The following is a 23,077-nucleotide window of genomic DNA, read 5'->3' as shown; positions in this document are numbered from 1 at the left end:
TAGATTTAGATCAATGATCTGATTGAAGATGGTCCCATCTTAACCTTGAGGACCCCACTCATGCTGCCCAGCCTGTTTATTTCCCACGGCTCGCCCATGCTTGCCCTGCAACCCGGCGCCAGCGGGCCGGCCCTTGCACGCCTGGCGGCGGACTTGCCACGCCCCAAGGCAATCGTGGTGATGTCCGCACACTGGGAAAGCCGTGAACTGCTGGTCAGCGCCAGCCCCGCCCCAGAGACCTGGCACGACTTCGGCGGCTTCCCCCGCGAACTGTTTGCCGTGCAATATCCGGCACCGGGTGATCCGGCACTGGCCCAGCAGATCGTCGAGTTGCTCATCGCCGATGGCTTGCAAGCCCGCCTCGATCACCAGCGCCCGTTCGACCATGGCACCTGGGTGCCGCTGTCGCTGATGTACCCGGCGGCCGACATCCCTGTGGTGCAGGTCTCCCTGCCCAGCCATATGGGCCCCGTCCTGCAAACCCGCATCGGCCAGGCACTGCGCGGCTTGCGCGAACAGGGCGTGCTGTTGATCGGCTCGGGCAGCATCACCCATAACCTCGGCGAACTGGACTGGCAGGCCGGGCCGCAAAGCATCGAGCCCTGGGCACGGGAGTTCCGCGACTGGGTCGTCGACCAACTCGGCGCCGAGGATGAAGCTGCCTTGCACGACTACCGCCGCCAGGCACCCCATGCAGTGCGCAGCCATCCCAGCGATGAGCACTTGTTGCCACTGTATTTCGCGCGCGGTGCGGGCGGGCAGTTCAGTGTGGTCCACCAGGGGTTCACCCTGGGAGCCTTGGGGATGGATATCTATCGTTTTGCTTAACCACGGTTTTTTGTAGGGCCCCGGGGAAACCCAGGCAAAAAAAATCCCCGAACCAGTCGGGGATTTTTTATGTTCGATCAATCAACCCGAGGGCTGATCAATCTTCGCGATAGCGACGCAGCTTGAGCTGCTTGCCGGCAACGCGGGTGTCTTTCAGCTTGGCCAGCAACTTCTCCAGGCCATCTTCCGGCAGCTCAACCAGAGAGAAGCTGTCACGCACCTGGATGCGACCGATCGCTTCACGTGCCAGGCCACCCTCGTTGAGGATAGCGCCCAGCAGGTTCTTGGCAGCGATGCCATCACGCGCACCCAGCGCGGTACGGCAACGAGCACGGCCTTCGGCCAATGGAACCGGCGCACGACGCTCACGATCACCACGGTCCGGACGGTCGCCAGTACGCTCTGGACGATCACCGCGCGGGGCGTTGTTCGGCACCAGTGGACGTTCTTTCTCGATCGCCGCCAGGGTCAGTGCCTGACCGTTGGTAGCCTTGCGCAGCAGGGCTGCAGCCAGGGCGCGTGGGGTGCAACCGATATCGGCGGTCAGGCGGTCCAGCAGGTCGCCGTGGGTCGATTCAGCGTCAGCCACCAGCGGCGACAGGCTGTTGGTCAGTTTCTTGATGCGGGCATCGAGAACGGCCTGGGCATCCGGCAGGCGGACTTCGGCAACTTTCTGACCGGTTACACGCTCGATCACTTGCAGCATGCGGCGCTCACGCGGAGTCACCAGCAGCAGTGCACGACCTTCGCGACCGGCACGGCCGGTACGGCCGATACGGTGAACGTAGGACTCTGGGTCGTACGGCATGTCAACGTTGAACACGTGGGTGATACGTGGAACGTCGAGACCACGGGCAGCTACGTCGGTCGCCACAACGATGTCCAGACGGCCATCCTTGAGAGAGTCGATGACGCGCTCACGTTGGTTCTGGGCAATGTCACCGTTCAGCGCAGCGGCTTTGTAGCCTTTGGCTTCCAGGGCACTGGCCAGGTCCAGGGTCGCTTGCTTGGTGCGCACGAACATGATCAGGGCGTCGAAATCTTCGACTTCCAGCAGGCTCAATACAGCCGAGGTCTTCTGGTCAGCGTGAACCAACAGGTGAGCCTGTTCGATCGCGGTAACGGTCTGGGTCTTGGTCTGGATCTTCACGTGTTGCGGATCGCGCAGATGGCGTTCGGCAATGGCACGGATCGACTGTGGCAGGGTAGCCGAGAACAGTACGGTCTGACGGGTCGGTGGCAGCGCCTTGAAGATGACTTCCAGGTCATCCATAAAGCCCAGCTTCAACATTTCGTCAGCTTCGTCGAGAACCAGGTGGTTCACGGTCGACAGGACTTTTTCGTCACGACGCAGGTGGTCGCACAGACGGCCCGGCGTGGCGACAACAATCTGTGCGCCATTACGGATTGCTTTCAGTTGTGGGCCCATAGGCGCGCCGCCGTAAACGGCCACAACGGTAACGCCCGGCATTTGCTTGGCGTAGGTTTCGAAAGCGGTTGCTACTTGCAGCGCCAACTCACGGGTTGGCGCCAGGATCAGGGCTTGCGGCTCGCGCTTGGCAGGATCGATGCAGTGCAGGATTGGCAGGGCGAACGCGGCGGTTTTACCGGTACCGGTTTGCGCCTGGCCAATCATGTCTTGGCCGGCCATGATGATCGGGATCGATTGCTGCTGAATAGCCGAAGGTTCTTCGTAGCCGGTCGCAATGACGGCAGCAAGAATGTTCGGGTTAAGATTAAAAGCGGCGAAGCCGCCGGTTTCCTGGGTCATGGGTCTGCCTCTAAGTGCATCCGCAAAGACCCATGCTCCAAAGCTGCGCATGCCGTGTTGAGACTCAAGAGTCGCCCTGGCTGCTTTGTCGGCGGGGATTTGCGAAAACGAATGAATGAAAAAGATTCGTCAAGGGAGAGTCCGCTGTGCGGACGTGCAGCCGAAGCTGACTTCGGGGAATTGCGCTACCTAAACGCGGCCCGGTTAAAGGCCGGCGCGCACTATACCGGAAATCCCTGAAAAAGGGAGCTTTTTTTATCGGAAAAGGCCATTCCACTGCTCTGTGTCACTGGCTTTGCGCATCTTCGCAGGAACGTCTATTTTTCAAAGGCCCGGCCCCGTTGGTCATTGCGCTTAAACGCTTCACCTTTTGCAGTGGGCCCTTCGGTCCGAAACTGCCTTTCGCGCCCGAGGATGCCCCCATGAGTCAAGCCAGTAGCAGCCGCGTCAGCCGTGAACTACAAGGGCATGTCCTGCTGCTGGGGCTCGATCGGGTAGCCAAGCGCAACGCCTTTGACCTCGATCTGCTCAACGAACTGAGCCTGGCCTATGGCGAATTCGATCGTAATGAAGAAGCGCGGGTGGCCGTGGTGTTCGGGCATGGCGAGCATTTCACCGCCGGACTGGACCTGATCAACGTCGCCCACACCATGGCCCAAGGCTGGCAGCCGCCGCTGGGAGGTTGCGACCCGTGGGGCGTGTTCGCCGGGCCCAGGGTCAGCAAGCCGGTGATCGTTGCCGCACAGGGCTATTGCCTGACCATCGGTATCGAATTGATGCTCGCGGCAGATATCAACCTGTGTGCCAGCAATACGCGCTTTGCGCAGATGGAAGTGCAGCGCGGGATCTTTCCTTTTGGTGGTGCCACCCTGCGCCTGCACCAGATCGCCGGCTGGGGCAACGCCATGCGCTGGCTGCTGACGGGCGATGAGTTCGATGCCCATGAAGCTTTAAGACTGGGACTGGTGCAAGAGGTCATGGCCAGCGAGGACCTGCTGCCTCGAGCACTGACCCTGGCCAACCGGATTGCCAGCCAGGCACCGCTGGGCGTGCAGGCGACGTTGACATCGGCGCGCCAGGCGCGGGATGAAGGCGAGAGCGCTGCGGCGGCCGGGTTGCCGGTGCTGGTCGAAAAACTGCTTAACAGCGAGGATGCCAAGGAAGGGGTGCGGGCGATGCTGGAGAAGCGGCCGGGGGTATTCAAGGGGCTGTGAGCAGGCAGTGATGGCCTCATCGTGAGTAAGTCGAATCGGCGCACCGTCCCATTTGACTGCGTACACCTGTGGGCTTGCCCGCGATGAGCATAGGTCTCTACACAACTCTCTTCTCGGTATGTGTACATAGCCATTGCTGCGGTAACGGCGGCTATTGGTTCCGCCCTGACGGCGGCTCACTTTCGAAAAGCGCGAAAATAACCAAAGCGCTTTTGCCACCACTCGGTGCCTCGCCTAGGCTCGGCATGCCCGCAGCAACAGATATGTACACAAACCTGAGAAGCACCAAAGAGATGTGCAGAGACCTGGGCCGCAATGCGGCCAGTCCAGGCAACTAAGTCGCCGGACGAACCGCCTTGATCAAGGCCTGCAACGAATACCCCAGGCGCGGCGCCAGCGCCTCGGCCCGCGCAGACACCGCCGCCAGGTCCAGCGTCTGGTCCAGCTCCGCCGGCACGATCAGGATCACATTGCCCTCCTTCACCGGCAGCTCCCAGTAATGCCGATGATAAAGCCCACGCAACAACGCAGCGCCCAGGGGCTTGCCATCATCGGTGGCCCATTGATTGATCACCAGCCAACCACCAGGGTTGAGCTTCTTCTGGCAGTTCTCCAGGAAGGTCCAGGCCAAGTGGCCAACCCCCGGCCCAACATCGGTATACAAGTCGACGAAAATCAGGTCCGCCGGCTCCGCCGTCTCCAGCAACTCCAGCGCATCGCCCACGCGGATGTACAACCGCGGATCATCATCCAGCCCCAGGTATTCGATGGCCAGGCGCGGTACATCCGGGCGCAGTTCAATGGCTTCGACATCTTCCAGGGGCAGGAACTTGAGGCAGGCCTGGGTCAGCGTCCCCGCCCCCAGGCCAAGGAACAGCGCACTTTCGGGATGCTCGTGGCACAAGGCGCCAATCAACATGGCACGGGTGTAGTCATACTCCAGCCAGCTTGGATCGGCGGTGAACACACAGCTCTGCTCGATGGCATCGCCAAACTCGAGAAAGCGGTAATCGGCCACTTCCAGCACACGGATCATGCCGAAGTCATCGTGGACCTCAGCCAACAGGCGCTCGACGCGCTCCTCAGTCATTTCATCTCCTAATGGGCCCGGGCACGGGTTCAAGCCGCCTGGTAGCAAGCGGGAAAGGCGCGATTGTCGGCCAAGCGGCGCCAGCAGGTCACGCACTAATTGCTGATAACATGCACGTTCCCGACATTCATTCGAGTTCACGATGAGCCAACCCTGGAGCCCCGACAGCTGGCGCGCCCTGCCGATCCAGCAACAACCCCACTACCCTGACGCCGCGCACTTGCTGCAGGTCGAGCAGAGCCTGGCCAGTTACCCGCCGCTGGTGTTCGCCGGTGAAGCCCGGGAGTTGCGCCGCCAGTTTGCCGAAGTGACCCAGGGTCGCGCATTCCTGCTGCAAGGTGGCGACTGCGCCGAGAGCTTTGCCGAGTTCTCCGCTGCAAAAATCCGCGACACCTTCAAAGTGCTGCTGCAGATGGCCATTGTCATGACCTTCGCCGCCGGCTGCCCGGTGGTCAAGGTCGGGCGCATGGCCGGCCAGTTCGCCAAGCCGCGCTCGGCCAACGATGAAACCATCGACGGCATCACCCTGCCCGCCTACCGTGGCGATATCGTCAACGGTATTGGCTTCGACGAGAAAAGCCGCGTCCCGGATCCGGACCGCCTGTTGCAGTCCTACCACCAGTCCACCGCGACCCTTAACCTGCTGCGAGCCTTCGCCCAGGGCGGTTTTGCCGACCTGCACCAGGTGCACAAGTGGAACCTGGACTTTATCGCCAACTCTGCGCTGGCCGACAAGTACAGCCAACTGGCAAACCGCATCGACGAAACCCTGGCCTTCATGCGCGCCTGCGGCATGGACAGCTCGCCACAATTGCGCGAGACCAGTTTCTTCACCGCCCACGAAGCGCTGCTGCTCAACTACGAGCAAGCCTTTGTGCGTCGTGACAGCCTGACCAACGACTACTACGACTGTTCGGCCCATATGCTGTGGATCGGCGACCGTACACGCCAGCTCGATGGTGCCCACGTCGAGTTCCTGCGCGGGGTGAACAACCCGATCGGGGTCAAGGTCGGCCCGAGCATGAACCCCGAGGATCTGCTTCGCCTGATCGACATTCTCAACCCGGACAACGACCCCGGCCGCCTGAACCTGATCGCACGCATGGGCGCCAACAAGGTCGGCGACCACCTGCCCAACCTGATTCGCGCCGTGCAGCGCGAAGGCAAGCAGGTGTTGTGGAGCAGCGACCCGATGCATGGCAACACCATCAAGGCCAGCAGCGGCTACAAGACCCGGGATTTCGCGCAGATCCTCAGTGAAGTGAAGGAATTCTTCCAGGTCCATGAAGCCGAAGGCACTTATGCCGGCGGGATTCATATTGAAATGACCGGGCAAAATGTCACCGAGTGCATCGGCGGTGCGCGGCCGATTACCGAGGATGGCTTGTCGGACCGGTACCACACCCATTGCGACCCGCGGATGAATGCCGATCAGTCGCTGGAGCTGGCGTTCCTGATTGCCGAGACGTTGAAGCAGGTCAAACGCTAGGCAAGTGTGGCCTGAACCAACGCTATCGCGAGCAAGCCGGGCTCCCACCACGGTCAATGTGGGAGCCGGGCTCGCCCGCGATAGCGTCCTATCTGCCAGCCTCCATTGCCAGCATTGCCACCCGCAACCGGGCTGCGCTGTGCCGCTGACAATTGATCTGCACCTGCTCCAACCCCAGCCAATCCGCCATCTGCCGCAGGCTCAACGCCAGCGCCAACATCCCCGCCTCATCCAACCCTGGCTCTTCCTCATGCACGGCATGCACTGCCAACCGCGCATTGGCACGCTCGGCGCGCAGGTCCACCCGTGCGGCGATGCGTTCGTTGTGCAGGAACGGCAGCACGTAATAGCCGTACACCCGCTTGTCCTGCGGGGTGTAGATCTCCAGCCGATAGCGAAATTCGAACAGGCGCTCGGTACGGCTACGCTCCCAGATCAATGAATCAAAGGGCGACAGCAAGGCACTGGCTGTCACCTTGCGCGGGACCGTTGGCTCGGGCAGGCAATACGCCGGCTGTTTCCAACCCTGGACCTGGCAGACCTGCAATTGCCCATCCTCGACCAACTCGGCGAGGCGCCCACGACTCTCTGCCGGGGTCAGGCGAAAATAATCGCGCAGGTCCTTTTCCGTGGCGATACCCAGCGCCGTCGCGGCATGCAGCAACAGGCCACGCTGGGCACTGTGCTCGCTCAAGGGTGCCTGTTGCAGAATCGCTGCCGGGATAACCCGCTCCGGCAGGTCGTACAGCCGCTCGAAACCACGGCGCCCGGCCACCGTCACCAGCCCTGCGGCAAACAGCCATTCCAGGGCCTGCTTTTCATCACTCCAGTCCCACCACGGCCCGGCGCGCTCTTCACGGGTCGACAGGCTGCCCGCCCCCAACGCACCCTGCTGTTCGACGATGGCCAGCACGCGGCGGATGGTCGCCTGTTGCTCGCGCCCAAAACGCGCCATCTGCTGATAGATCCCCTGCCCCTCGGACGCCCGCTGCATGCGCCAGCGCATCAGCGGATACAGCGCCATCGGCAGCAGCGAGGCCTCATGCCCCCAATACTCGAACAGCGTACGCTTGCGCCCCTGGCTCCAGGCCGCCTGCTCCAGCAGCAACGGCGAGTAATGACCCAGGCGGGAAAACAGCGGCAGGTAGTGGGAGCGCACCACGGCATTGACCGAGTCGATCTGCAACACACCCAGGCGCTCGATCAGACGATTGACCTGGGCTGCCTTGATCTGTGCGGGCGGCTGGCGCCCGGAAAAGCCTTGGGCCGCCAGTGCCAGGCGGCGTGCTTGCTTGAGGGAAAAGCGCAGTTCTGCGGGCATGTGCATCTCCTGATTACGCCCGCAGACTGTAGCGCGGTGGCCGTCATTTACCCAACGGGTCATTCCACACAGACCGGTGGCGTTCATGCTCGACATCCGCCCGGGTCAAGCCAATATCCTTGAGTGAGTCATCACTCATTTCTGCCAGGACCTGACGCTCGCGCTGCACGGCGTACCAACGGCAAACCCTTTGAAACACCCCGGCCAACGGGCGTTTCACCAACAACACATAACCTCTTTGACCCTTCATCATCTCGCCCTCCAGTGGGGATGACTAAAGTCTGGGCCTGGGGCTATGATCAATCCAACGAATGTTTTTTATGCAACACATCTCAGAGATTGATCAATTGAACAACTACCCGAGCATTGATACCGACGTGCTGCGCACCTTCGTCGCCATCGCCGACCAGGGTGGTTTCACCCGCGCCGGCGAGAAGGTCAACCGCACCCAATCGGCGGTCAGTATGCAAATGAAGCGTCTGGAGGAGGACGTGTTGCAGCGCAAGTTGTTCGAGCGTGATGGCCGGCAGGTCAGGCTTACGCCCGAGGGGCAGGTGTTGCTGGGGTATGCGCGGCGCATCCTGAAGCTGCACAGCGAGGTGTTCAATACCTTGCGCGAGCCGCATATGGTCGGGCTGGTGCGCATCGGCACCCCGGACGACTACGTGATGCGCTACCTGCCCGGTATCCTCAAGCGCTTTTCCAAGGCCTACCCGCTGATCCAGATTGAGATGCACTGCGAAGGCACGCCCGTGTTGATGCAGCGACGTGACCTGGCGTTGACCGTGGTCAGCCGTGAACCGGGGAATGAAATCGGCGAACAGCTGCGCAACGAGCGCATGGTCTGGGTGGCGTCACCGTGCTTCTGCGTGGATGAACACGAGACCCTGCCCCTGGCGATCGCCGGCCTGGACAGCTTTTGCACGCAATGGGCGCGCGCCTCGCTGGAGGCCGTGGGGCGCGAGTATCGCCTGGCCTACCACAGCTCCAACGGTGCGGCGATCCAGGCCGTGGTGGGTGCGGGGCTGGCGGTGACGGTGATGATGGAAAGCCTGGTCCCCGACGATCTGCGGATACTCGGCAGTGACGAAGGTTTCGGCCCACTGCACACGGTCAACTTGCGCCTGCTGCGCAACCCGAACATGACCTCGCCCATCACCGAGTGCCTGGCCGAATACATCCTCGAAGGCTTCAGACTTTAAAGGTCAACATCACCGCGCATACCACCAGGAAGCCGCAGAACAAACCGCGCAGCAGACGCTCCGGCAACGCGTGGGCGATTTTCACCCCCCAACTGATACTCAGCAGCCCGCCGACCGCCAAGGGCACGCCGATCAGCCAATCCACTTCCTGGTGCCAGGCATAAGTCACCAGGGTGACGCCGGTGCTGGGCAAGGCCAGTGCCAGGGACAGGCCCTGTGCAACCACCTGGGTGGTGCCGAACACGCTGGTCAACACCGGTGTGGCAACCACCGCGCCGCCAACACCAAACAGGCCCCCCATGGATCCCGACGCCGCGCCCAATACCCCCAGCCACGGCCAGGAATAGCGCATCTGCGCCGAAGGTGGCGCATTGCTGGTGACCATGCGCACCAGGTTGTACGCCGACAGGGCCACCAAAAATGCGATAAAACCAATGCGCATCACGCCCGCATCAATGCCTACCGCCCAGATCGAACCCAGCCAGGCAAAGCAAAACCCCGTGATGCCAAGCGGCAAGGCATGGCGCAGCTCAATGCGGTTGCGCTGGTGATAACGCCACAGCGCCAACATCACATTGGGCACGACCATCACCAGCGCAGTGCCTTGGGCGATTTGCTGATCCAGGCCAAACAAGACGCCCAGCACCGGAATCGCGATCAGCCCGCCACCAATGCCAAACAGCCCGCCGACGGTACCCAGGGCTATGCCCAGCACCACATACATCGCCATATCCACCACAACCGTACCCCTGCACCGTCTCAAGCCCTGCATGCTACGCAGTCCACTCTGGCATGGAAACGCACAGCAACGCACAATGGCTATGCCAAATCCGCACAAGCGAATCCCCCCATGAACCCTACGACCTTGACCGATCAACTGGGCCTGTTCCTCGACGTGCTGGAGACCGGAAGCTTTTCCGCAGCGGCGCGGCGCCATCCGCTGACGCCCTCGGCCGTGGCCCGGCGGATCGACAGCCTGGAAAGCGCCCTGGGCAGCCAGCTGTTCCTGCGCAGTACCCATGCGGTGCTGCCTACCCCTGCCGGCCTGGCATTTGCCGAGCGGGCGCGGCGGATTGTCCGGGAGTTGCAACTGGCGCGAGCCGAGGCGGTATCACTCAGCCATGCGCCCGAGGGCCTGATTCGCGTGGACGCGCCCGCCGCCTTTGGCCGGCGACACCTGGCACCGGCAATCGCGGACTTTCTGACGGTCTATCCGGGCCTAGACGTGCACCTACATCTGATCGACAGTTTTGTCGACATGCAGGGCGAGCACCTGGGCAAGGTCGACCTGGTGCTGCGGGCCGGACATATCGTCGACACACGGCTGATCGCCACGCCTTTGGCCAGCATCGTGCGAATCGCCTGCGCCAGCCCGGCCTACCTGAAAAACCGTGGCACGCCGGCCCATCCCAGCCAACTCAGCGAACACGACGGCCTGGACTGGGAAGGTCTGGCGCCGATGTTCGCCTGGCGTTTTGAACTGGATGGTCGCAAGAACACCTACCGCCCACAGCGCATCCGCATGAGCGCCAACAATGCCGAAGCCCTGCTATCGGGCGCTCTGGCCGGACTGGGCATCGCTCACCTGCCCACCTGGCTGACCAGTGAGTACCTGGTGCGCGGCGAACTGGTGCCGTTATTCTGCGAAAACGGCCTGCCGACCGCAGAAACTGCCGGCATCTACGCCCTGCGCCTGGAACAGCAAGCCAATGCTCGCAGCCGTCTGCTGCTGGAGTACCTCAAGAGCCGTTTCAGCCCCGTCCCGCCGTGGGATCTGGCGTTGCAAAGTGGCTGGGGCTGACTGCGGCTGCAGAATTGTCTGGCGCGTTAAAGGTTTGGCCGCTAGATTCCAGATCAAATACGCTTTAAGGCACTGCCATGACCCACTCTTGCGACGCCCTGCTCCTCGACAACCAACTGTGCTTCGCCCTGCACTCCACCTCGTTGTTGATGACCAAGGTCTACAAACCCCTGCTGCAGGCCCTTGGCCTGACCTACCCGCAGTACTTGGCCATGATGGTGTTGTGGGAACAAGATGGTTTGACCGTGGGTGAAATCAGCAATCGCCTGCTCACCGATCCGGGCTCACTGACCCCACTGCTCAAGCGCCTGGAAGCCGAAGGCCTGTTAAGCCGCACCCGCAGCCGCGCCGATGAGCGTGTGGTCGTGGTGGAGTTGACCGAGGCTGGCCGAGCACTGCGGGACAAGGCCATGGATGTTCCTCCCTGCATCCTTGGCGCCAGCGGCTTGCAGATGGAGCAACTGCAGAAGCTGCAAGCCGACTTGCTGGAGCTGCGCAGGAATCTGCAGGCCAGCGTCTAGCCGCCCCCAAAAGGTGATCACGATCACTTCAAAAATTTATATTGCGCGCTAAACATTTGCGCGATACATTCATCTCGCCACTTATTTTGCGCACAAATTTTTAGCGCAAACACCAGCGAGGAATCCCTGATGCAAACCCTCTATACCGCAGTAGCCACCGCCACCGGCGGCCGAGATGGTCGTGCCGTTTCCAGCGACAGCATCCTCGATGTCAAGCTCTCTACCCCTAAAGAGCTGGGCGGCGCGGGCGGCCAGGCCACCAACCCGGAACAACTGTTCGCTGCTGGCTATTCGGCCTGCTTTATCGGCGCCCTGAAATTCGTCGCCAGCCAGAGCAAACGCAAAATCCCCGATGATGCCTCGATCACCGCCCACGTCGGCATCGGCCAGATTCCCGGTGGTTTTGGCCTGGACATCGACCTTCACATATCCCTGCCCGGCCTGGCGCAAGATGAAGCACAGAGCCTGGTAGACGCTGCGCATCAAGTCTGCCCGTACTCCAACGCTACCCGTGGCAATGTGGATGTGCGCTTGCATGTCACGGTGTGACAGGTAAACAGGCATAAAAAAACCCGACTCTTGGTCGGGTTTTTTTTTGGTAACACCAGAATTACTTCTTGGCGCGACCTTTGTACGAACCACCTTCACGGGTGTCGATTTCGATCAGGTCGTCGATTTCGATGAAATCAGCAACTTGCAGTTCGGTACCGTTAGACAGCTTGGCAGGCTTCATCACTTTGCCCGAAGTGTCGCCGCGAGCGGAACCTTCGGTGTAGGCAACCTTACGCACGATGGTGGTCGGCAGCTCTACGGAAACCAGGCGCTCTTCGAAGAAAATGGCTTCGCAGACGTCTTCCATGCCTTCTTCGATGAACGGCAGAACAGCTTCGATATCTTCAGCGTTCAGCTCGTACATGGTGTAGTCGGTAGTGTCCATGAACGTGTAGGTGTCGCCGCTGATGAACGACAGGGTCGCTTCTTTGCGGTCGAGGATCACGTCATCCAGTTTGTCATCGGCGCTGTAGACGATCTCGGTCTTGTAACCGGTCAGCAGGTTCTTCAGCTTGGTCTTCATGATTGCGCTGTTACGACCAGACTTGGTGAACTCAGCTTTCTGAACCAGCCAAGGGTCGTTTTCGAGACGGATCACTGTACCGGGTTTCAGTTCTTTACCAGTTTTCATTACGAATATCCGAAATTTGGATGGGATTTACAAAAATCAAGGTCGCGTATCATATCCAATTTTCATAAAAGTGTACCAGCGCCGTCGCAAGATCGGCCTGCAAGGCCTGTTCCAGACACCATTTTTCGGCATGTGCGGTCACCTCAGGCCAATGCTCAAGGAGCATTTTCCAGTTGGCGCCCATGTCAGCGTCCGTGTTCCAGGCTTGCCAAAGGGCAATCAGTGCACCTTTGGCTGCGGGTGACAGGCCCTCGGTGTAGCGCTCAAGGAATGCATCTAGCTTGTCCAGGTGAATGTCTTCATCCTGACGGTAGATATGCCACAACAGCGGGCGCCCGGCCCATTGCGCACGGACGAAGGAATCCTCGCCGCGCACCGCATTGAAGTCGCAGCACCACAACAGGCGGTCGTACTGCTCCTGGCGCACGAACGGCAGCACCTGCACCGTCAGCGCGCTACGCAGGTGTACCTGCCCCACGCCCAGCGCCTCGACGCCCAGCCAGCGCTGCACATCACCAAGGATGCGCCCTTCCGGCACCAGCAGATGGGTGGGCTGCCCGTCGGCCGCCAACACCTCCAGCCAACTGGCCAGGCCGGCATTTTCGTAGGCAAACAGCGAGATCAATCGTGCGCCCGCCACAGGAACAACGCCCAAGTCCTGTAGGAATTGTTGCTGAGCCTGGGAATCACGCTGAAACGCCTGACGCTGCTCGATCAACCCGGCCTCACGCAGCAAGCCCCCGGTCCCAGGACGGAATCCCGGAAAGAAGAAGTACTTTTGCACGCCCTTGAACTTGACCGACGGCAAGCCATGGCAACCGACCACCCACTCCTCGGCGCTCAGGTAATCCAGGTTCATCCACAGCGGCGTGCGCTCGCGAGCGGCCATGGCTTCCATGTAGTCCGGGGGCAACTGGCAGGCAAAGGCGGCGATCACCACGTCCGCCGCCGGCGTGGTGGGCCAGTGCGCCGGCCAGTGGCGCACGTCCACGCCCTCCTGCCACTGCTGCGCCGCCTGCACATCAACCTCAGGGCACATGCGCTCGAACGCCCGCAGGTCATCGACCCACAACCGCACCGCACAGCCCTGTTCCGCCACCAATTGCCGGGCCAGGCGCCAGGTCACGCCGATGTCGCCGTAGTTATCGACGACGCTGCAAAAAAATATCCCAGCGGGCTTTCATTCCGGGCTCCATCAGTCAAAGGCTCGATTGTCCGCATAATTGCCGCCATGCAGAAGGGTTGATCGCGATTATTCTGCACGCTGGCTATGCGACAATCCCCAGCTCGCCGCAAACGCCCGCCAGGAGGCCGCCATGTCCGATCGCCCGTTGTCGATGTTCAAACTCAGTATTGCCGTGGCCCTGGGCCTGTGGCTGGGCTTTGTCGCCATCGCCCTGACCGGCTGGCTGGCCTCGCGCTACCTGCTTGAACAACCCGTGGCCACCGTCACCCAGGCCGTGCAGCAACTGGGCAAACCACCTGCCGTGACGCCCGAGCCACCGAACCGGATGTTTGAGCAATACCAACAAAACCTGCACAAGCAGGAACAGCAGCAGGTGCTGGATCAGGCCCGGGACAACCCACGCAACCTGTCCAACCCCAAATGCCAGTTCTGGCTCCAGCAGGACCAGAACGCCCCCAGCGACAAGAGCCGGGCCAACGTCCTGCAATTTTGTGATTGAGCCGAAAACCGCCCATGAATAAACACGCCGTCCTCCAGTTGATCCTGGAAAAACTCGTCGCCGATCTGGATGTGGCACAACGCGCCGCGCAAACTGCCTACGAAACCGCAACCCACGAAGAAAACATCGCCGAAAACAAGTACGACACCCTGGGCCTGGAAGCGTCTTACCTGGCTGCCGGGCAAGCCAAACGCGTCGAGGAGATCAAGCAGTCACTGGCGCTGTGCCAGAACCTCAACCTGCGTCCCTACGATGAACAACGGGGTATCGAGGTGGGCGCCCTGCTCGGCCTGGAAGATGACGACGGCCGCCAGCAATGGCTGTTCCTGGCGCCGGACGCGGCAGGCCTGAAAGTCTATGTGGTGGGGCAATTGGTGACCGTCATCACCCCTCGCTCGCCGCTGGGCAAAAGCCTGCTGGGCAAGTTCGAGGGAGATGAGGTGGAGATTACGGTGGCGGGCGCCCGGCAACAATTCGTGGTGACCGAGGCCCGCTAGGCCGATCAGTGAACCGGCAGTTCAATGCCGTCGAACAGCTCTTCCAGTTCCTGCTTGTTGTGGCACTGGATCGCCTTGGCCATGATTTCACGGGTCAGGTGCGGGGCGAACTTCTCGATGAAATCGCACATAAAGCCACGCAGGAACGTGCCACGACGGAAGCCGATCTTGGTCACGCTGGACTCGAACAACTCGCTGGCATCCAGTACCACCAGGTCGCTGTCGAGCTTGGTATCGACGGCCATCTTGGCCACGATACCGACGCCCAGGCCCAGGCGCACGTAGGTCTTGATCACGTCGGCGTCAGCTGCGGTAAACACCACTTTGGGCGTGAGGCCGCGATGGCTGAAGGCTTCGTCGAGCTTGGAGCGGCCGGTGAAGCCGAACACGTAGGTGACAATCGGGTATTCCGCCAGCGCTTCCAGGGTCAGCTTCGGCAGTTTGGCCAGTGGGTGGCCCTGGGGTACCACGACGCAACGGTTCCAGCGATAGCACGGCATCATCACCAGGTCGCCGAACAGCTCCAGGGCTTCGGTGGCGATGGCGAAGTCGACGGTGCCGTCAGCTGCCATCTCAGCGATCTGCATCGGCGAACCCTGGTGCATGTGCAAGGCCACGTCCGGGTACTGCTTGATGAACGAGCTGATCACCGGCGGCAGCGCATAACGGGCCTGGGTGTGGGTGGTGGCGATCGACAGGGTGCCTTTTTTCTCGTTGGAGAATTCCTGGGCGATCTGCTTGATGCTTTCTACCTTGCGCAGGATTTCGCCGGCAGTGGTAATGATGCGCTCACCGGCAGGCGTGACGCGGGTCAGGTGCTTGCCGCTGCGGGCGAACACTTCGACGCCCAATTCGTCTTCAAGCAGGCGGATTTGCTTACTAATACCCGGTTGCGAGGTGTAGAGGCTTTGAGCCGTGGCGGAAACGTTGAGGTCGTGGTGCGCCACTTCCCAGATGTAGCGCAGTTGTTGAAGCTTCATATGTGTCCCTCAAAGCAGATAGACGCCACGGATATCAGCGACGGTATATAACTATATTAAAGGTTGGATTGATAAATCTAGAACTTTTTATCGTTTACACCCCATCACACATCATCACTGCGTCGACGTTGCAGCAAAGGCACCAGATAGACCGGCACCTGGGACAACTGCAACACCCGCGCCGCCGTACGCCCCAACGGGGTCGCAGCTCCTGCGCCCTGGCTATGACTCCCTACGATCAACAAATCCACCGAGAGTTTCTGCGCCTGGTCGAGAATCACTTGGGCGGGATCCCCCTGGATCACCCGCACCGAACGAATCACCTGCAAGTCCTGCTCACCGTCCTGCAACTCTTCACGAAAACTGTCCAGCACCCGCTGTTCGATGTTTGCCATCACTGTATTGAGGCCCTGGCTCTGCCATTCGCTCAGGGCCTGTTCATCAAGATAGGTTTGCAGCACCGATTCTGCGAACAGCCCGATCGGCTCCACCACATGAATCACATACAGCTCCGCCTTGAATGTGCGCGCCATCGCCAGCGCATGTTGCATCACGTAAGGCGCATATACACCCAGGTCTGAGGCATACAACATCGACCGAATCATAGAACCTCCTGGACTGCCAGGATGGCGGGGATTGTTTCAGCTTAGCAGCGCCTCCGCGACTGCGATGAACTTAGCTCTCGACCTGGACTTTCGGCTCATTGCTCACGCCATGAGGCACATGCCCGGTGGCCACCACCTCCCTGGCTTTCTCGCAATGGCCGGCCTGATCGTCAAAAAACACGTCGGCGGCGAACGCTTCAAGGAACGCCGATTTTTCCAGGCCGCCAAGAAACAGCGACTCGTCCAGGCGGATATCCCACTCACGCAAGGTGCGGATCACTCGCTCATGGGACGGTGCCGAACGCGCCGTCACCAGCGCGGTGCGGATCGGGCAAGACTCATCGGGGAACTCGCGCTGCAGCAGATTGAGGGCCGCCAGGAAGCCCTTGAATGGCCCACCGCGCAACGGCTCGCGGGCCGCTTGCCGCTCGCTGGCCTGGAACGCTTCCAGGCCGCCGCTTTGGTAGACGCGCTCTGACTCGTCGGAAAACAGTACCGCGTCACCGTCGAAGGCAATCCGCAACTCAGCGCTGGAAGCCCGACGGGCGCCGCCGGACAAAATGGTCGCCGCCGCAAAACCGGCATCCAGCGCGCTGCGCACATCTTCGGCGTGGGTCGAGAGGAACAGGTGGCTGCCAAACGCCGCCAGATAAGGGTGGGGGTTACGCCCACCGACAAAGGCGGCGCGGGAAATATCCAGGCCGTAGTGCTGGATCGAATTGAACACACGCAAACCGGTGTCGGCGCTGTTGCGCGACACCAGCACCACCTCGACCCGCGCGCGGCCGAGGCTGGCATTCAGGGTCAGGAGTTTCTTGACCAAGGGGAAGGCATCCCCCGGCTCGAGGATTTCTTCCTCGTGGTCGATCTGATATTTGCGGTAGGCCTCGACGCCCTGGGCCAGATAAACCTTATGGCTTTCACCCAGGTCGAACAGGGCGCGCGAGGAAATCGCCAGCACCAGTTTGTCGCTCATCCCTTTGGCCATGTGTGTTCCTCAGTCGTTGCGTCGATCAATAAAACTCAAGGCCTGGTACAACGCCTGCATCCGCGGCAACTCGCAGCCCGCGGCCCTGGCAGCAGCCAGCGGGCGAGCGTAGATCGCGGCCAGTTCCAGGGGTCGCCGGTGCAGATGATCGTGATACATGCTGGGCCAGTAATCCGTCAAACGCTCGGTCATGCTGAACATCTGCTCGGGGTAGCCGGGCGCGATCTCATGGCCGCACGCCTGGGCGCCCTGCACTACTTCGGCCATCAGGCCCTGGATCAATTCCCGGCTGGATTCGTCGGCCATCAACTGCGAGGTATTGGCACCGAGCAGCACCGACAGGCCGTTGTACGGCACATTCCACACCAACTTATGCCAGCGTGCCTGATCCAGGTCGGGCATGGCCTGGGCGTCGATCCCGGCGTGGCGGAACAGCCCGGCGCCCTCTTCGACAATCGCCTGGCGGCGTGCAGCATCAGCCATGGCAGTGCCGCTGTGATAGCCAAGACTGACCCGGCCCATGGCCTGGTGCTCGACGATCCCCGGCCCGGAACGGTGCACGCAGATATAACAAAGCCCGCCAAGCAGGTGCAGGGACTCGGGCAGATACTCGCGCAGGCCGTCCTCGACGGCGAGGCCGTTTTGCAGCAATACAACCTTGGCATCGGGCGCCGCGACCTGGGCAATGGTGGGCGCCAGTTCAACGTTACCGGTGGTCTTGGTGCCCACCAGCAGCCAGTCGCAAGGCGGCATGTCGGCCGCGCTGGCATAGGCCTTGACCGGGTGCAGGCGCAAGGCGCCATGCACCGCACTATTGAGCTGCAAGCCACGCTCACTGACCGCCGCAAATTCACTGCGCAGCAGGAAATGCACATCGAAACCGGCGCGCGCCAGCATCAACCCGTAAAAACCACCAATGGCACCGGTACCGATAATCCCAATGCGTGGCCCTGGCTCAACTGCACTCGTCATGGCAACTCCTCTGGTTCTCGTTTGAGCGCTTCTTCTATAGCCTCACGTAGGTCGCCGGCATTCAGACCCGTCTGCAATGCGCCGTGGAACTGACCCTCGCACACCACAAACAGCGCCGGCAAATGAAAGATCCCGTAGCGCTGCACCGCGCCGCCATTGTTCCCGGCGTCGATCCAGCAGATGCGCGCAACCGGCAGCTCCCAGCCGGGCAACTGCTGGCGCGCCCAGCGGCAACTGGAACAGCCGACACTGGTAAACACCAGCAGCGAAGCACCCGGCAACGCCAGCAACTGCTGGTCGATATCCAAATCCGTCAATTCAAACGCTTTCACTCGATCTGCACCACACCCTTTAACCAGGCAACACACTATCAGGCCGCACGACACCGCGCGCAATTGCCCATTGTCGAGCCGGCTTGTACGCGCTAAGGTTCGGCTCCCCGCTGCATTTAAATCATGCTGTGCTCCGCCGCACGGGGTTCGCTGGCGGCCGGCACCCGTGACCCTGACGAGTAACACGATGGCTGATTTACCGATCAACGACCTAAACGTCGAATCCAACGAGACCCTGATCACGCCCGATCAGCTCAAGCGCGAAATCCCTCTGAGCGACGCTGCATTGCAGACCGTCACCAAGGGCCGCGAAGTCATTCGTGACATCCTCGACGGCACTGACCACCGCCTGTTCGTGGTGATCGGGCCCTGCTCGATCCACGACCTCAAGGCTGCCCACGAGTACGCCGAACGCCTCAAAGTGCTGGCTGCGGAAGTATCCGACACCCTGTACCTGGTGATGCGCGTGTACTTCGAGAAGCCGCGCACTACCGTGGGCTGGAAAGGTCTGATCAACGATCCGTACCTGGACGACTCGTTCAAGATCCAGGATGGTTTGCATATCGGCCGCAAGCTGCTGCTGGACCTGGCTGAAATGGGCCTGCCAACGGCCACCGAAGCCCTGGACCCGATTTCCCCGCAATACCTGCAGGACCTGATCAGTTGGTCGGCGATCGGCGCGCGCACTACCGAATCGCAAACCCACCGCGAAATGGCCTCCGGCCTGTCCTCGGCCGTGGGTTTCAAGAACGGTACCGATGGCGGCCTGACCGTGGCGATCAACGCCCTGCAGTCGGTTTCCAGCCCACACCGTTTCCTGGGGATCAACCAGGAAGGTGGCGTGTCCATCGTCACCACCAAGGGCAACGCCTATGGCCACGTGGTCCTGCGTGGCGGCAATGGCAAGCCCAACTATGATTCGGTCAGCGTGGCCCTGTGCGAACAGGCACTGACCAAGGCGAAGATCAAGCCGAACATCATGGTCGATTGCAGTCACGCCAACTCCAACAAGGATCCGGCCCTGCAACCGCTGGTGATGGAGAACGTGGCCAACCAGATCCTGGAAGGCAACCAGTCGATTATCGGCCTGATGGTCGAAAGCCACCTGAACTGGGGCTGCCAGGCGATTCCAAAGGATCTGGCCGACCTGCAATACGGCGTCTCGATCACCGACGCCTGCATCGACTGGTCCGCCACCGAGACCACCCTGCGCAGCATGCACGCCAAGCTCAAGGACGTATTGCCCAAGCGCAAACGTACCTGACGCACACAAAAACGCCGGGCTAAGCCCGGCGTTTTTTTATGCCTGCCTGTTTGCTTTCACAGCTTCGCGGCATGGCGCTGGTGGCGCTCCATGTAGCGCTCGACGTAGGAGCAGGACGGAATCACCGTGTAGCCCATGCTCTCGGCGTATTGCAGCGCTTCTTCGGTCAGCGCAGCGGCAATGCCGCGCCCACGCAGGGCATTGGGCACAAACGTGCGGTAAATATCCAGGGTCTGCTTCCCCAGGTCCATGTAGGTCAGATAGGCACGATGACCGTCCACATTGGTCTCGAACTGATGACCAGCCTGGTCATGGTGGATGGACAACGCCTCGCTCATCACTACTCCTCGCGGGTCTTGGTTTCTGACCCCTACCTTACCGATGTTTTTCCGGCGAAGGAACATCTACGCCACCCCGTGCCGGTTTCGACAACGAGAAAAGCCCTACAGCACTCACGCCCCGCACGCAGGAATAGTAGGCACCAATCCTGTCATTGCTCAAGGGACACTCGTCATCCATTTGGCTCGCGAACATAGAAAGGGCTGATCGAACATCCTGTGGTCGATAGCCTGAACATTGCCGGCAGTTGAAGCGTGAGACGAACCAGCGCTTTTAAAGTCACCTCTACATGCGCGAAAGATGCCCGGCAACCCCGGGACAATCTGAACAATAGTATGAGGGCAGATATATAAATTGACATCGGCTTACAACGTTTAACACTTGCCAGGCGGCGCTTTCAGCCTGGATCCAATCTTTGACCAAGCGTCAAAAACTGGATATTTTTTATACAGACCCTCTAAAGATTAGCCAAAACAGATTCAGCACAAGAATTTTTTTGCTTCTTGCGCTACGTCAGTTTACTTACTACAAGTAATGGGTAGTATGTACGCCGGCTATTAGCTCACTCTGAGAAATTAGCCATTAATTAGAAAGTCCTTGAAGGGGAACACGATGAACAACGTTCTGAAATTCTCTGCTCTGGCTCTGGCCGCAGTTCTGGCTACCGGTTGCAGCAGCGTCTCCAAAGAAACCGAAGCTCGTCTGACTGCAACTGAAGACGCAGCAGCTCGCTCCCAGGCTCGTGCAGACGAAGCCTACCGTAAAGCTGATGAAGCTCTGGCTGCTGCTCAAAAAGCACAACAGACTGCTGACGAAGCTAACGAGCGCGCTCTGCGCATGCTTGAAAAAGCTAGCCGCAAGTAATAATCCTTCGGGGTTGTTATCTAGCCGATCCATTTTGGATCGGCTTTTTATTGCCTGGGATTCGGCTACGGATCCCAGGCAATAAAAAACCCGCCAGGGGCAATCCGTGGCGGGCTTCGATGGGAGACAGGCGTTACTGCTGCAGATCGACCGGCATGCTGCTGACCATCGGCGCCGCGCCCGGTTCGCCAATTTGCGCCGGCAAACCATCTTCGGCCGCCACCACATCACGCACTTGATCCCAATCGACCCGCAGGTTATTGGCCAGGTCTTCGCGCTTGAGCATCGCATTGATGACTGCCGTGTGCTTGTCGACCACCGACGGCGTGCCATCGTCGTTCAACGGCGCATGCGCCTCCAGATAGACCTTGCCGCCGCTGATGCCGAATTTGTAGGCGTCATTGATGATCCGCACCGACGTGCCCACCGGAACCATCTTGGCCATCTCCAGCACGTTGTTGTTGAACATGCGGAAGCAACCATGACTGGTACGGGTACCGATACCGAACTTCTTGTTGGAGCCATGAATCAGGTAGCCCGGCGTGCCCAGGGTAAACTTGAATGGCCCCAGGGGATTGTCCGGACCTGCCGGCACTACGTTGGGCAGCGGGTCACCGTCTGCTGCGTGTTCGGCCTTGATCGACGCAGGAGGAGTCCAGGTCGGGTTGGGTGTCTTGGCAATGATGCTGGTGTGGGCAATCGGCGAACCCCAACCCTCGCGACCGATCCCCAGCGGGAAGGTGTACACCACGTCCTGGCCCTTGGGGTAGTAGTACAGACGGTACTCGGCGAGGTTGATCACGATGCCTTCGCGGGGTCCCGGCGGCAGGATGAAACGGGTCGGCAGCACAATCTCCGCGCCGGTGCCCGGTAGCCAGGCATCCACGCCGGGGTTGGCCGCGACCATCTCCGAATAGCCCAGGTCGTAAGTCACGCCCAGGTCGGCAAAGGTGTCTTCGTACTTGGCCTTGATCACCTGGACCTCGCCGACAATGTCTTCACCCGGCGGTGGCAGGGGCAGTTGCAGAGCCGCAACAGGACCGGCTGCACATAAGGCAGCGAGAGACAGGCAACGGGTGACGACAGGCAGACGCGACAACATCCGGAAAATCCTTCGCAGATCGACGGGGGTAAATGGCGATTGTAGCGTGTAGCAGCCCTTAAAGCTCGAAGCGCAGTTCAGGCCAGATAGGCGGTGTGCCACGCTTTTGCGATTCGAGAATCGCCCGGCACAAGGGGCACAGGCGCTGGTCCTGGAAGATCGAGCGATCCACCGAAGACCAGCGTGGCTGGGCCGGCAGCAATGTGCCGCAGAGCGTACGGTCGATCGTGCCGCCCAGCTCCAACTGGCGCGTGACCAGGTGCACCTTCACTTCCTGGCAGGCGAACAGATCCAGCTGCTCGTCAGGCTCGATCAGTTGGTAGGCAAATAGGGACCAGGCAGGACGCGACGACATCGGGGGCTCCAAATCGGGGGCGCCACCTTAGCCGAAAGACCGCTGCTAGAAAAGCGTCATAACAGCGGTTTTAGCGTCGGCCAGACATTTTCCAGCAACTTGGCCTGGGCGCCGACTGCCGGGTGCAGTTGATCCGCCTGCATCATCTCCGGATGCCCCCCCCACCCCTTCAAGAAAAAACGGTACCAGGGGAACGTTTTTTTCCTTGGCCAGCACGCCATAGACTTCGGCAAATGCCGTGGTGTAGCGCGGGCCATAATTGGGTGGCAACTGCATCCCCAGCAGCAACACCTTGGCGCCACCGGCCTTGGACTGGTCGATCATCGACGCAAGATTTTGTTGCAATTGTGCCGGGGGCTGTCCACGCAAGCCGTCGTTGCCGCCCAACTCGATCACCACCACGTCCGGCTTATGCTCTGCAAGCGCCGCCGGCAGCCGCGCCAAGCCTCCGGCACTGGTGTCGCCGCTGATGGAGGCGTTGACCACTTTATCGTCGAAACCCTCCTGCTTGAGCCGTTGCTCCAGTAGTGCTACCCACCCTTTGCTGGTATCCAGGCCGAAACCGGCACTGATACTATCGCCAACGATCAGGACAGTACCCGCCGCTGCGTTCTGGGCCATGCACATCAGGGCCAGGCCAGCACTCAAAAAACCATATTCGCATCGGATTCTCC

Annotated in this window: 25 protein-coding genes and 2 pseudogenes; 11 read left to right on the top strand and 16 right to left on the bottom strand. The window is 60.7% G+C overall.

Annotation, left to right across the window (positions count from 1 at the left end; translation table 11 throughout):
• Positions 1–60 precede the first annotated feature (60 nt).
• A complete protein-coding gene (locus tag PSH80_RS09290; protein ID WP_057958938.1) occupies positions 61–828 on the top strand; it encodes a class III extradiol ring-cleavage dioxygenase in 768 nt (255 codons plus the stop codon).
• 97 nt (positions 829–925) lie between these two features.
• On the opposite strand, the gene PSH80_RS09285 is transcribed toward PSH80_RS09290, so the two are convergent.
• A complete protein-coding gene (locus PSH80_RS09285; protein WP_017136163.1) occupies positions 926–2,599 on the bottom strand; it encodes a DEAD/DEAH box helicase in 1,674 nt (557 codons plus the stop codon).
• 422 nt (positions 2,600–3,021) lie between these two features.
• Here PSH80_RS09285 and PSH80_RS09280 point away from each other — a divergent pair, with 422 nt between their 5' ends.
• A complete protein-coding gene (locus PSH80_RS09280) occupies positions 3,022–3,813 on the top strand; it encodes a crotonase/enoyl-CoA hydratase family protein (protein ID WP_057958937.1) in 792 nt (263 codons plus the stop codon).
• Between the two features lie 334 nt (positions 3,814–4,147).
• On the opposite strand, the gene PSH80_RS09275 is transcribed toward PSH80_RS09280, so the two are convergent.
• Complete coding sequence (locus PSH80_RS09275; protein WP_198799773.1) at positions 4,148–4,903, bottom strand: spermidine synthase; 756 nt, start codon at positions 4,901–4,903, stop codon at positions 4,148–4,150.
• Positions 4,904–5,045: 142 nt separating this feature from the next.
• Between PSH80_RS09275 and PSH80_RS09270 the strand changes: the two genes are divergently transcribed.
• Positions 5,046–6,392: a class II 3-deoxy-7-phosphoheptulonate synthase gene (locus PSH80_RS09270; protein ID WP_057958936.1), complete on the top strand. Its 1,347-nt coding sequence runs from the start codon at positions 5,046–5,048 to the stop codon at positions 6,390–6,392.
• 88 nt (positions 6,393–6,480) lie between these two features.
• Here PSH80_RS09270 and PSH80_RS09265 read toward each other — a convergent pair whose 3' ends face one another.
• A complete protein-coding gene (locus PSH80_RS09265; RefSeq protein WP_198817831.1) occupies positions 6,481–7,713 on the bottom strand; it encodes a winged helix-turn-helix domain-containing protein in 1,233 nt (410 codons plus the stop codon).
• Between the two features lie 43 nt (positions 7,714–7,756).
• Positions 7,757–7,963 (bottom strand): DUF1127 domain-containing protein, encoded by a 207-nt coding sequence (locus PSH80_RS09260; RefSeq protein ID WP_057444696.1) that lies wholly within the window; start codon positions 7,961–7,963, stop codon positions 7,757–7,759.
• 70 nt (positions 7,964–8,033) lie between these two features.
• Between PSH80_RS09260 and PSH80_RS09255 the strand changes: the two genes are divergently transcribed.
• Positions 8,034–8,915, top strand: a complete 882-nt coding sequence (locus PSH80_RS09255; RefSeq protein ID WP_057439228.1) for a LysR family transcriptional regulator — start codon at positions 8,034–8,036, stop codon at positions 8,913–8,915.
• Here PSH80_RS09255 and PSH80_RS09250 read toward each other — a convergent pair.
• Positions 8,905–9,654: a sulfite exporter TauE/SafE family protein gene (locus tag PSH80_RS09250; protein WP_057439181.1), complete on the bottom strand. Its 750-nt coding sequence runs from the start codon at positions 9,652–9,654 to the stop codon at positions 8,905–8,907. The genes PSH80_RS09255 and PSH80_RS09250 overlap by 11 nt on opposite strands.
• 111 nt (positions 9,655–9,765) lie before the next feature.
• On the opposite strand from PSH80_RS09250, the gene PSH80_RS09245 reads away from it, so the two are divergent.
• The 3 genes from PSH80_RS09245 to PSH80_RS09235 all read left to right on the top strand — a co-directional run bounded on the left by PSH80_RS09245 (position 9,766) and on the right by PSH80_RS09235 (position 11,786).
• On the top strand, positions 9,766–10,716 hold the full coding sequence (locus tag PSH80_RS09245) for a LysR family transcriptional regulator (protein ID WP_057958934.1): 951 nt from the start codon (positions 9,766–9,768) through the stop codon (positions 10,714–10,716).
• A 77-nt stretch (positions 10,717–10,793) separates the two neighbouring features.
• The gene (locus PSH80_RS09240; RefSeq protein WP_057439182.1) at positions 10,794–11,237 is read left to right on the top strand and encodes a MarR family winged helix-turn-helix transcriptional regulator; all 444 of its coding nucleotides are present in this window, start codon (positions 10,794–10,796) and stop codon (positions 11,235–11,237) included.
• A 129-nt stretch (positions 11,238–11,366) separates the two neighbouring features.
• On the top strand, positions 11,367–11,786 hold the full coding sequence (locus PSH80_RS09235; protein WP_057439183.1) for an organic hydroperoxide resistance protein: 420 nt from the start codon (positions 11,367–11,369) through the stop codon (positions 11,784–11,786).
• 61 nt (positions 11,787–11,847) lie between these two features.
• On the opposite strand, the gene PSH80_RS09230 is transcribed toward PSH80_RS09235, so the two are convergent.
• Together PSH80_RS09230 and earP are read right to left on the bottom strand one after the other, a co-directional pair.
• Entirely contained in the window at positions 11,848–12,420 is a 573-nt protein-coding gene (locus PSH80_RS09230; RefSeq protein WP_003172723.1) for an elongation factor P, read from the bottom strand.
• A 49-nt stretch (positions 12,421–12,469) separates the two neighbouring features.
• A pseudogene (gene earP, locus PSH80_RS09225) lies at positions 12,470–13,604 on the bottom strand (elongation factor P maturation arginine rhamnosyltransferase EarP).
• 132 nt (positions 13,605–13,736) lie between these two features.
• Here earP and PSH80_RS09220 point away from each other — a divergent pair.
• Entirely contained in the window at positions 13,737–14,105 is a 369-nt protein-coding gene (locus PSH80_RS09220; protein ID WP_057958932.1) for a hypothetical protein, read from the top strand.
• Between the two features lie 14 nt (positions 14,106–14,119).
• Entirely contained in the window at positions 14,120–14,602 is a 483-nt protein-coding gene (locus PSH80_RS09215; RefSeq protein ID WP_057444675.1) for a GreA/GreB family elongation factor, read from the top strand.
• 5 nt (positions 14,603–14,607) lie between these two features.
• Here PSH80_RS09215 and cysB read toward each other — a convergent pair whose 3' ends face one another.
• From cysB to PSH80_RS09190, 5 genes are all read right to left on the bottom strand, one after another.
• On the bottom strand, positions 14,608–15,582 hold the full coding sequence (gene cysB, locus PSH80_RS09210) for an HTH-type transcriptional regulator CysB (RefSeq protein WP_057958931.1): 975 nt from the start codon (positions 15,580–15,582) through the stop codon (positions 14,608–14,610).
• A 104-nt stretch (positions 15,583–15,686) separates the two neighbouring features.
• Positions 15,687–16,187 carry a universal stress protein gene (locus PSH80_RS09205; protein WP_057958930.1) on the bottom strand — a complete coding sequence of 167 codons (501 nt, stop codon included), beginning with the start codon at positions 16,185–16,187 and terminating at the stop codon, positions 15,687–15,689.
• A gap of 70 nt (positions 16,188–16,257) precedes the next feature.
• The gene (locus tag PSH80_RS09200; RefSeq protein ID WP_038447487.1) at positions 16,258–17,175 is read right to left on the bottom strand and encodes a 5'-nucleotidase; all 918 of its coding nucleotides are present in this window, start codon (positions 17,173–17,175) and stop codon (positions 16,258–16,260) included.
• Between the two features lie 9 nt (positions 17,176–17,184).
• Positions 17,185–18,147: a putative 2-dehydropantoate 2-reductase gene (locus PSH80_RS09195; RefSeq protein ID WP_186625783.1), complete on the bottom strand. Its 963-nt coding sequence runs from the start codon at positions 18,145–18,147 to the stop codon at positions 17,185–17,187.
• Positions 18,144–18,479 (bottom strand): co-chaperone YbbN, encoded by a 336-nt coding sequence (locus PSH80_RS09190; RefSeq protein WP_305419956.1) that lies wholly within the window; start codon positions 18,477–18,479, stop codon positions 18,144–18,146. The genes PSH80_RS09195 and PSH80_RS09190 overlap by 4 nt, the downstream gene beginning before the upstream one ends.
• 187 nt (positions 18,480–18,666) lie before the next feature.
• Between PSH80_RS09190 and PSH80_RS09185 the strand changes: the two genes are divergently transcribed.
• Positions 18,667–19,743, top strand: coding sequence for a 3-deoxy-7-phosphoheptulonate synthase (locus tag PSH80_RS09185; protein ID WP_029297994.1), 1,077 nt, complete (start codon positions 18,667–18,669; stop codon positions 19,741–19,743).
• Between the two features lie 56 nt (positions 19,744–19,799).
• Here PSH80_RS09185 and PSH80_RS09180 read toward each other — a convergent pair whose 3' ends face one another.
• Entirely contained in the window at positions 19,800–20,081 is a 282-nt protein-coding gene (locus tag PSH80_RS09180; protein WP_029297992.1) for a GNAT family N-acetyltransferase, read from the bottom strand.
• A gap of 613 nt (positions 20,082–20,694) precedes the next feature.
• Here PSH80_RS09180 and oprI point away from each other — a divergent pair.
• Positions 20,695–20,946: an outer membrane lipoprotei OprI gene (oprI, locus tag PSH80_RS09175; RefSeq protein ID WP_003172710.1), complete on the top strand. Its 252-nt coding sequence runs from the start codon at positions 20,695–20,697 to the stop codon at positions 20,944–20,946.
• A gap of 133 nt (positions 20,947–21,079) precedes the next feature.
• On the opposite strand, the gene PSH80_RS09170 is transcribed toward oprI, so the two are convergent.
• From PSH80_RS09170 to PSH80_RS09160, 3 genes and pseudogenes are all read right to left on the bottom strand, one after another.
• Complete coding sequence (locus PSH80_RS09170; RefSeq protein WP_057439189.1) at positions 21,080–22,048, bottom strand: L,D-transpeptidase family protein; 969 nt, start codon at positions 22,046–22,048, stop codon at positions 21,080–21,082.
• Positions 22,049–22,106: 58 nt separating this feature from the next.
• A complete protein-coding gene (locus PSH80_RS09165) occupies positions 22,107–22,403 on the bottom strand; it encodes a hypothetical protein (protein ID WP_029297976.1) in 297 nt (98 codons plus the stop codon).
• 56 nt (positions 22,404–22,459) lie between these two features.
• Positions 22,460–23,067 (bottom strand): annotated as a pseudogene (locus PSH80_RS09160) (arylesterase).
• Positions 23,068–23,077: the final 10 nt, after the last annotated feature.

Origin of the sequence: Pseudomonas sp. FP818 (assembly GCF_030687335.1) — a bacterium.
GTDB classification, from domain to species: Bacteria; Pseudomonadota; Gammaproteobacteria; order Pseudomonadales; family Pseudomonadaceae; genus Aquipseudomonas; species Aquipseudomonas shahriarae.
The sequence above is the reverse complement of the archived record's forward strand: the minus strand, read 5'-3'. Positions and strand labels throughout refer to the sequence as shown.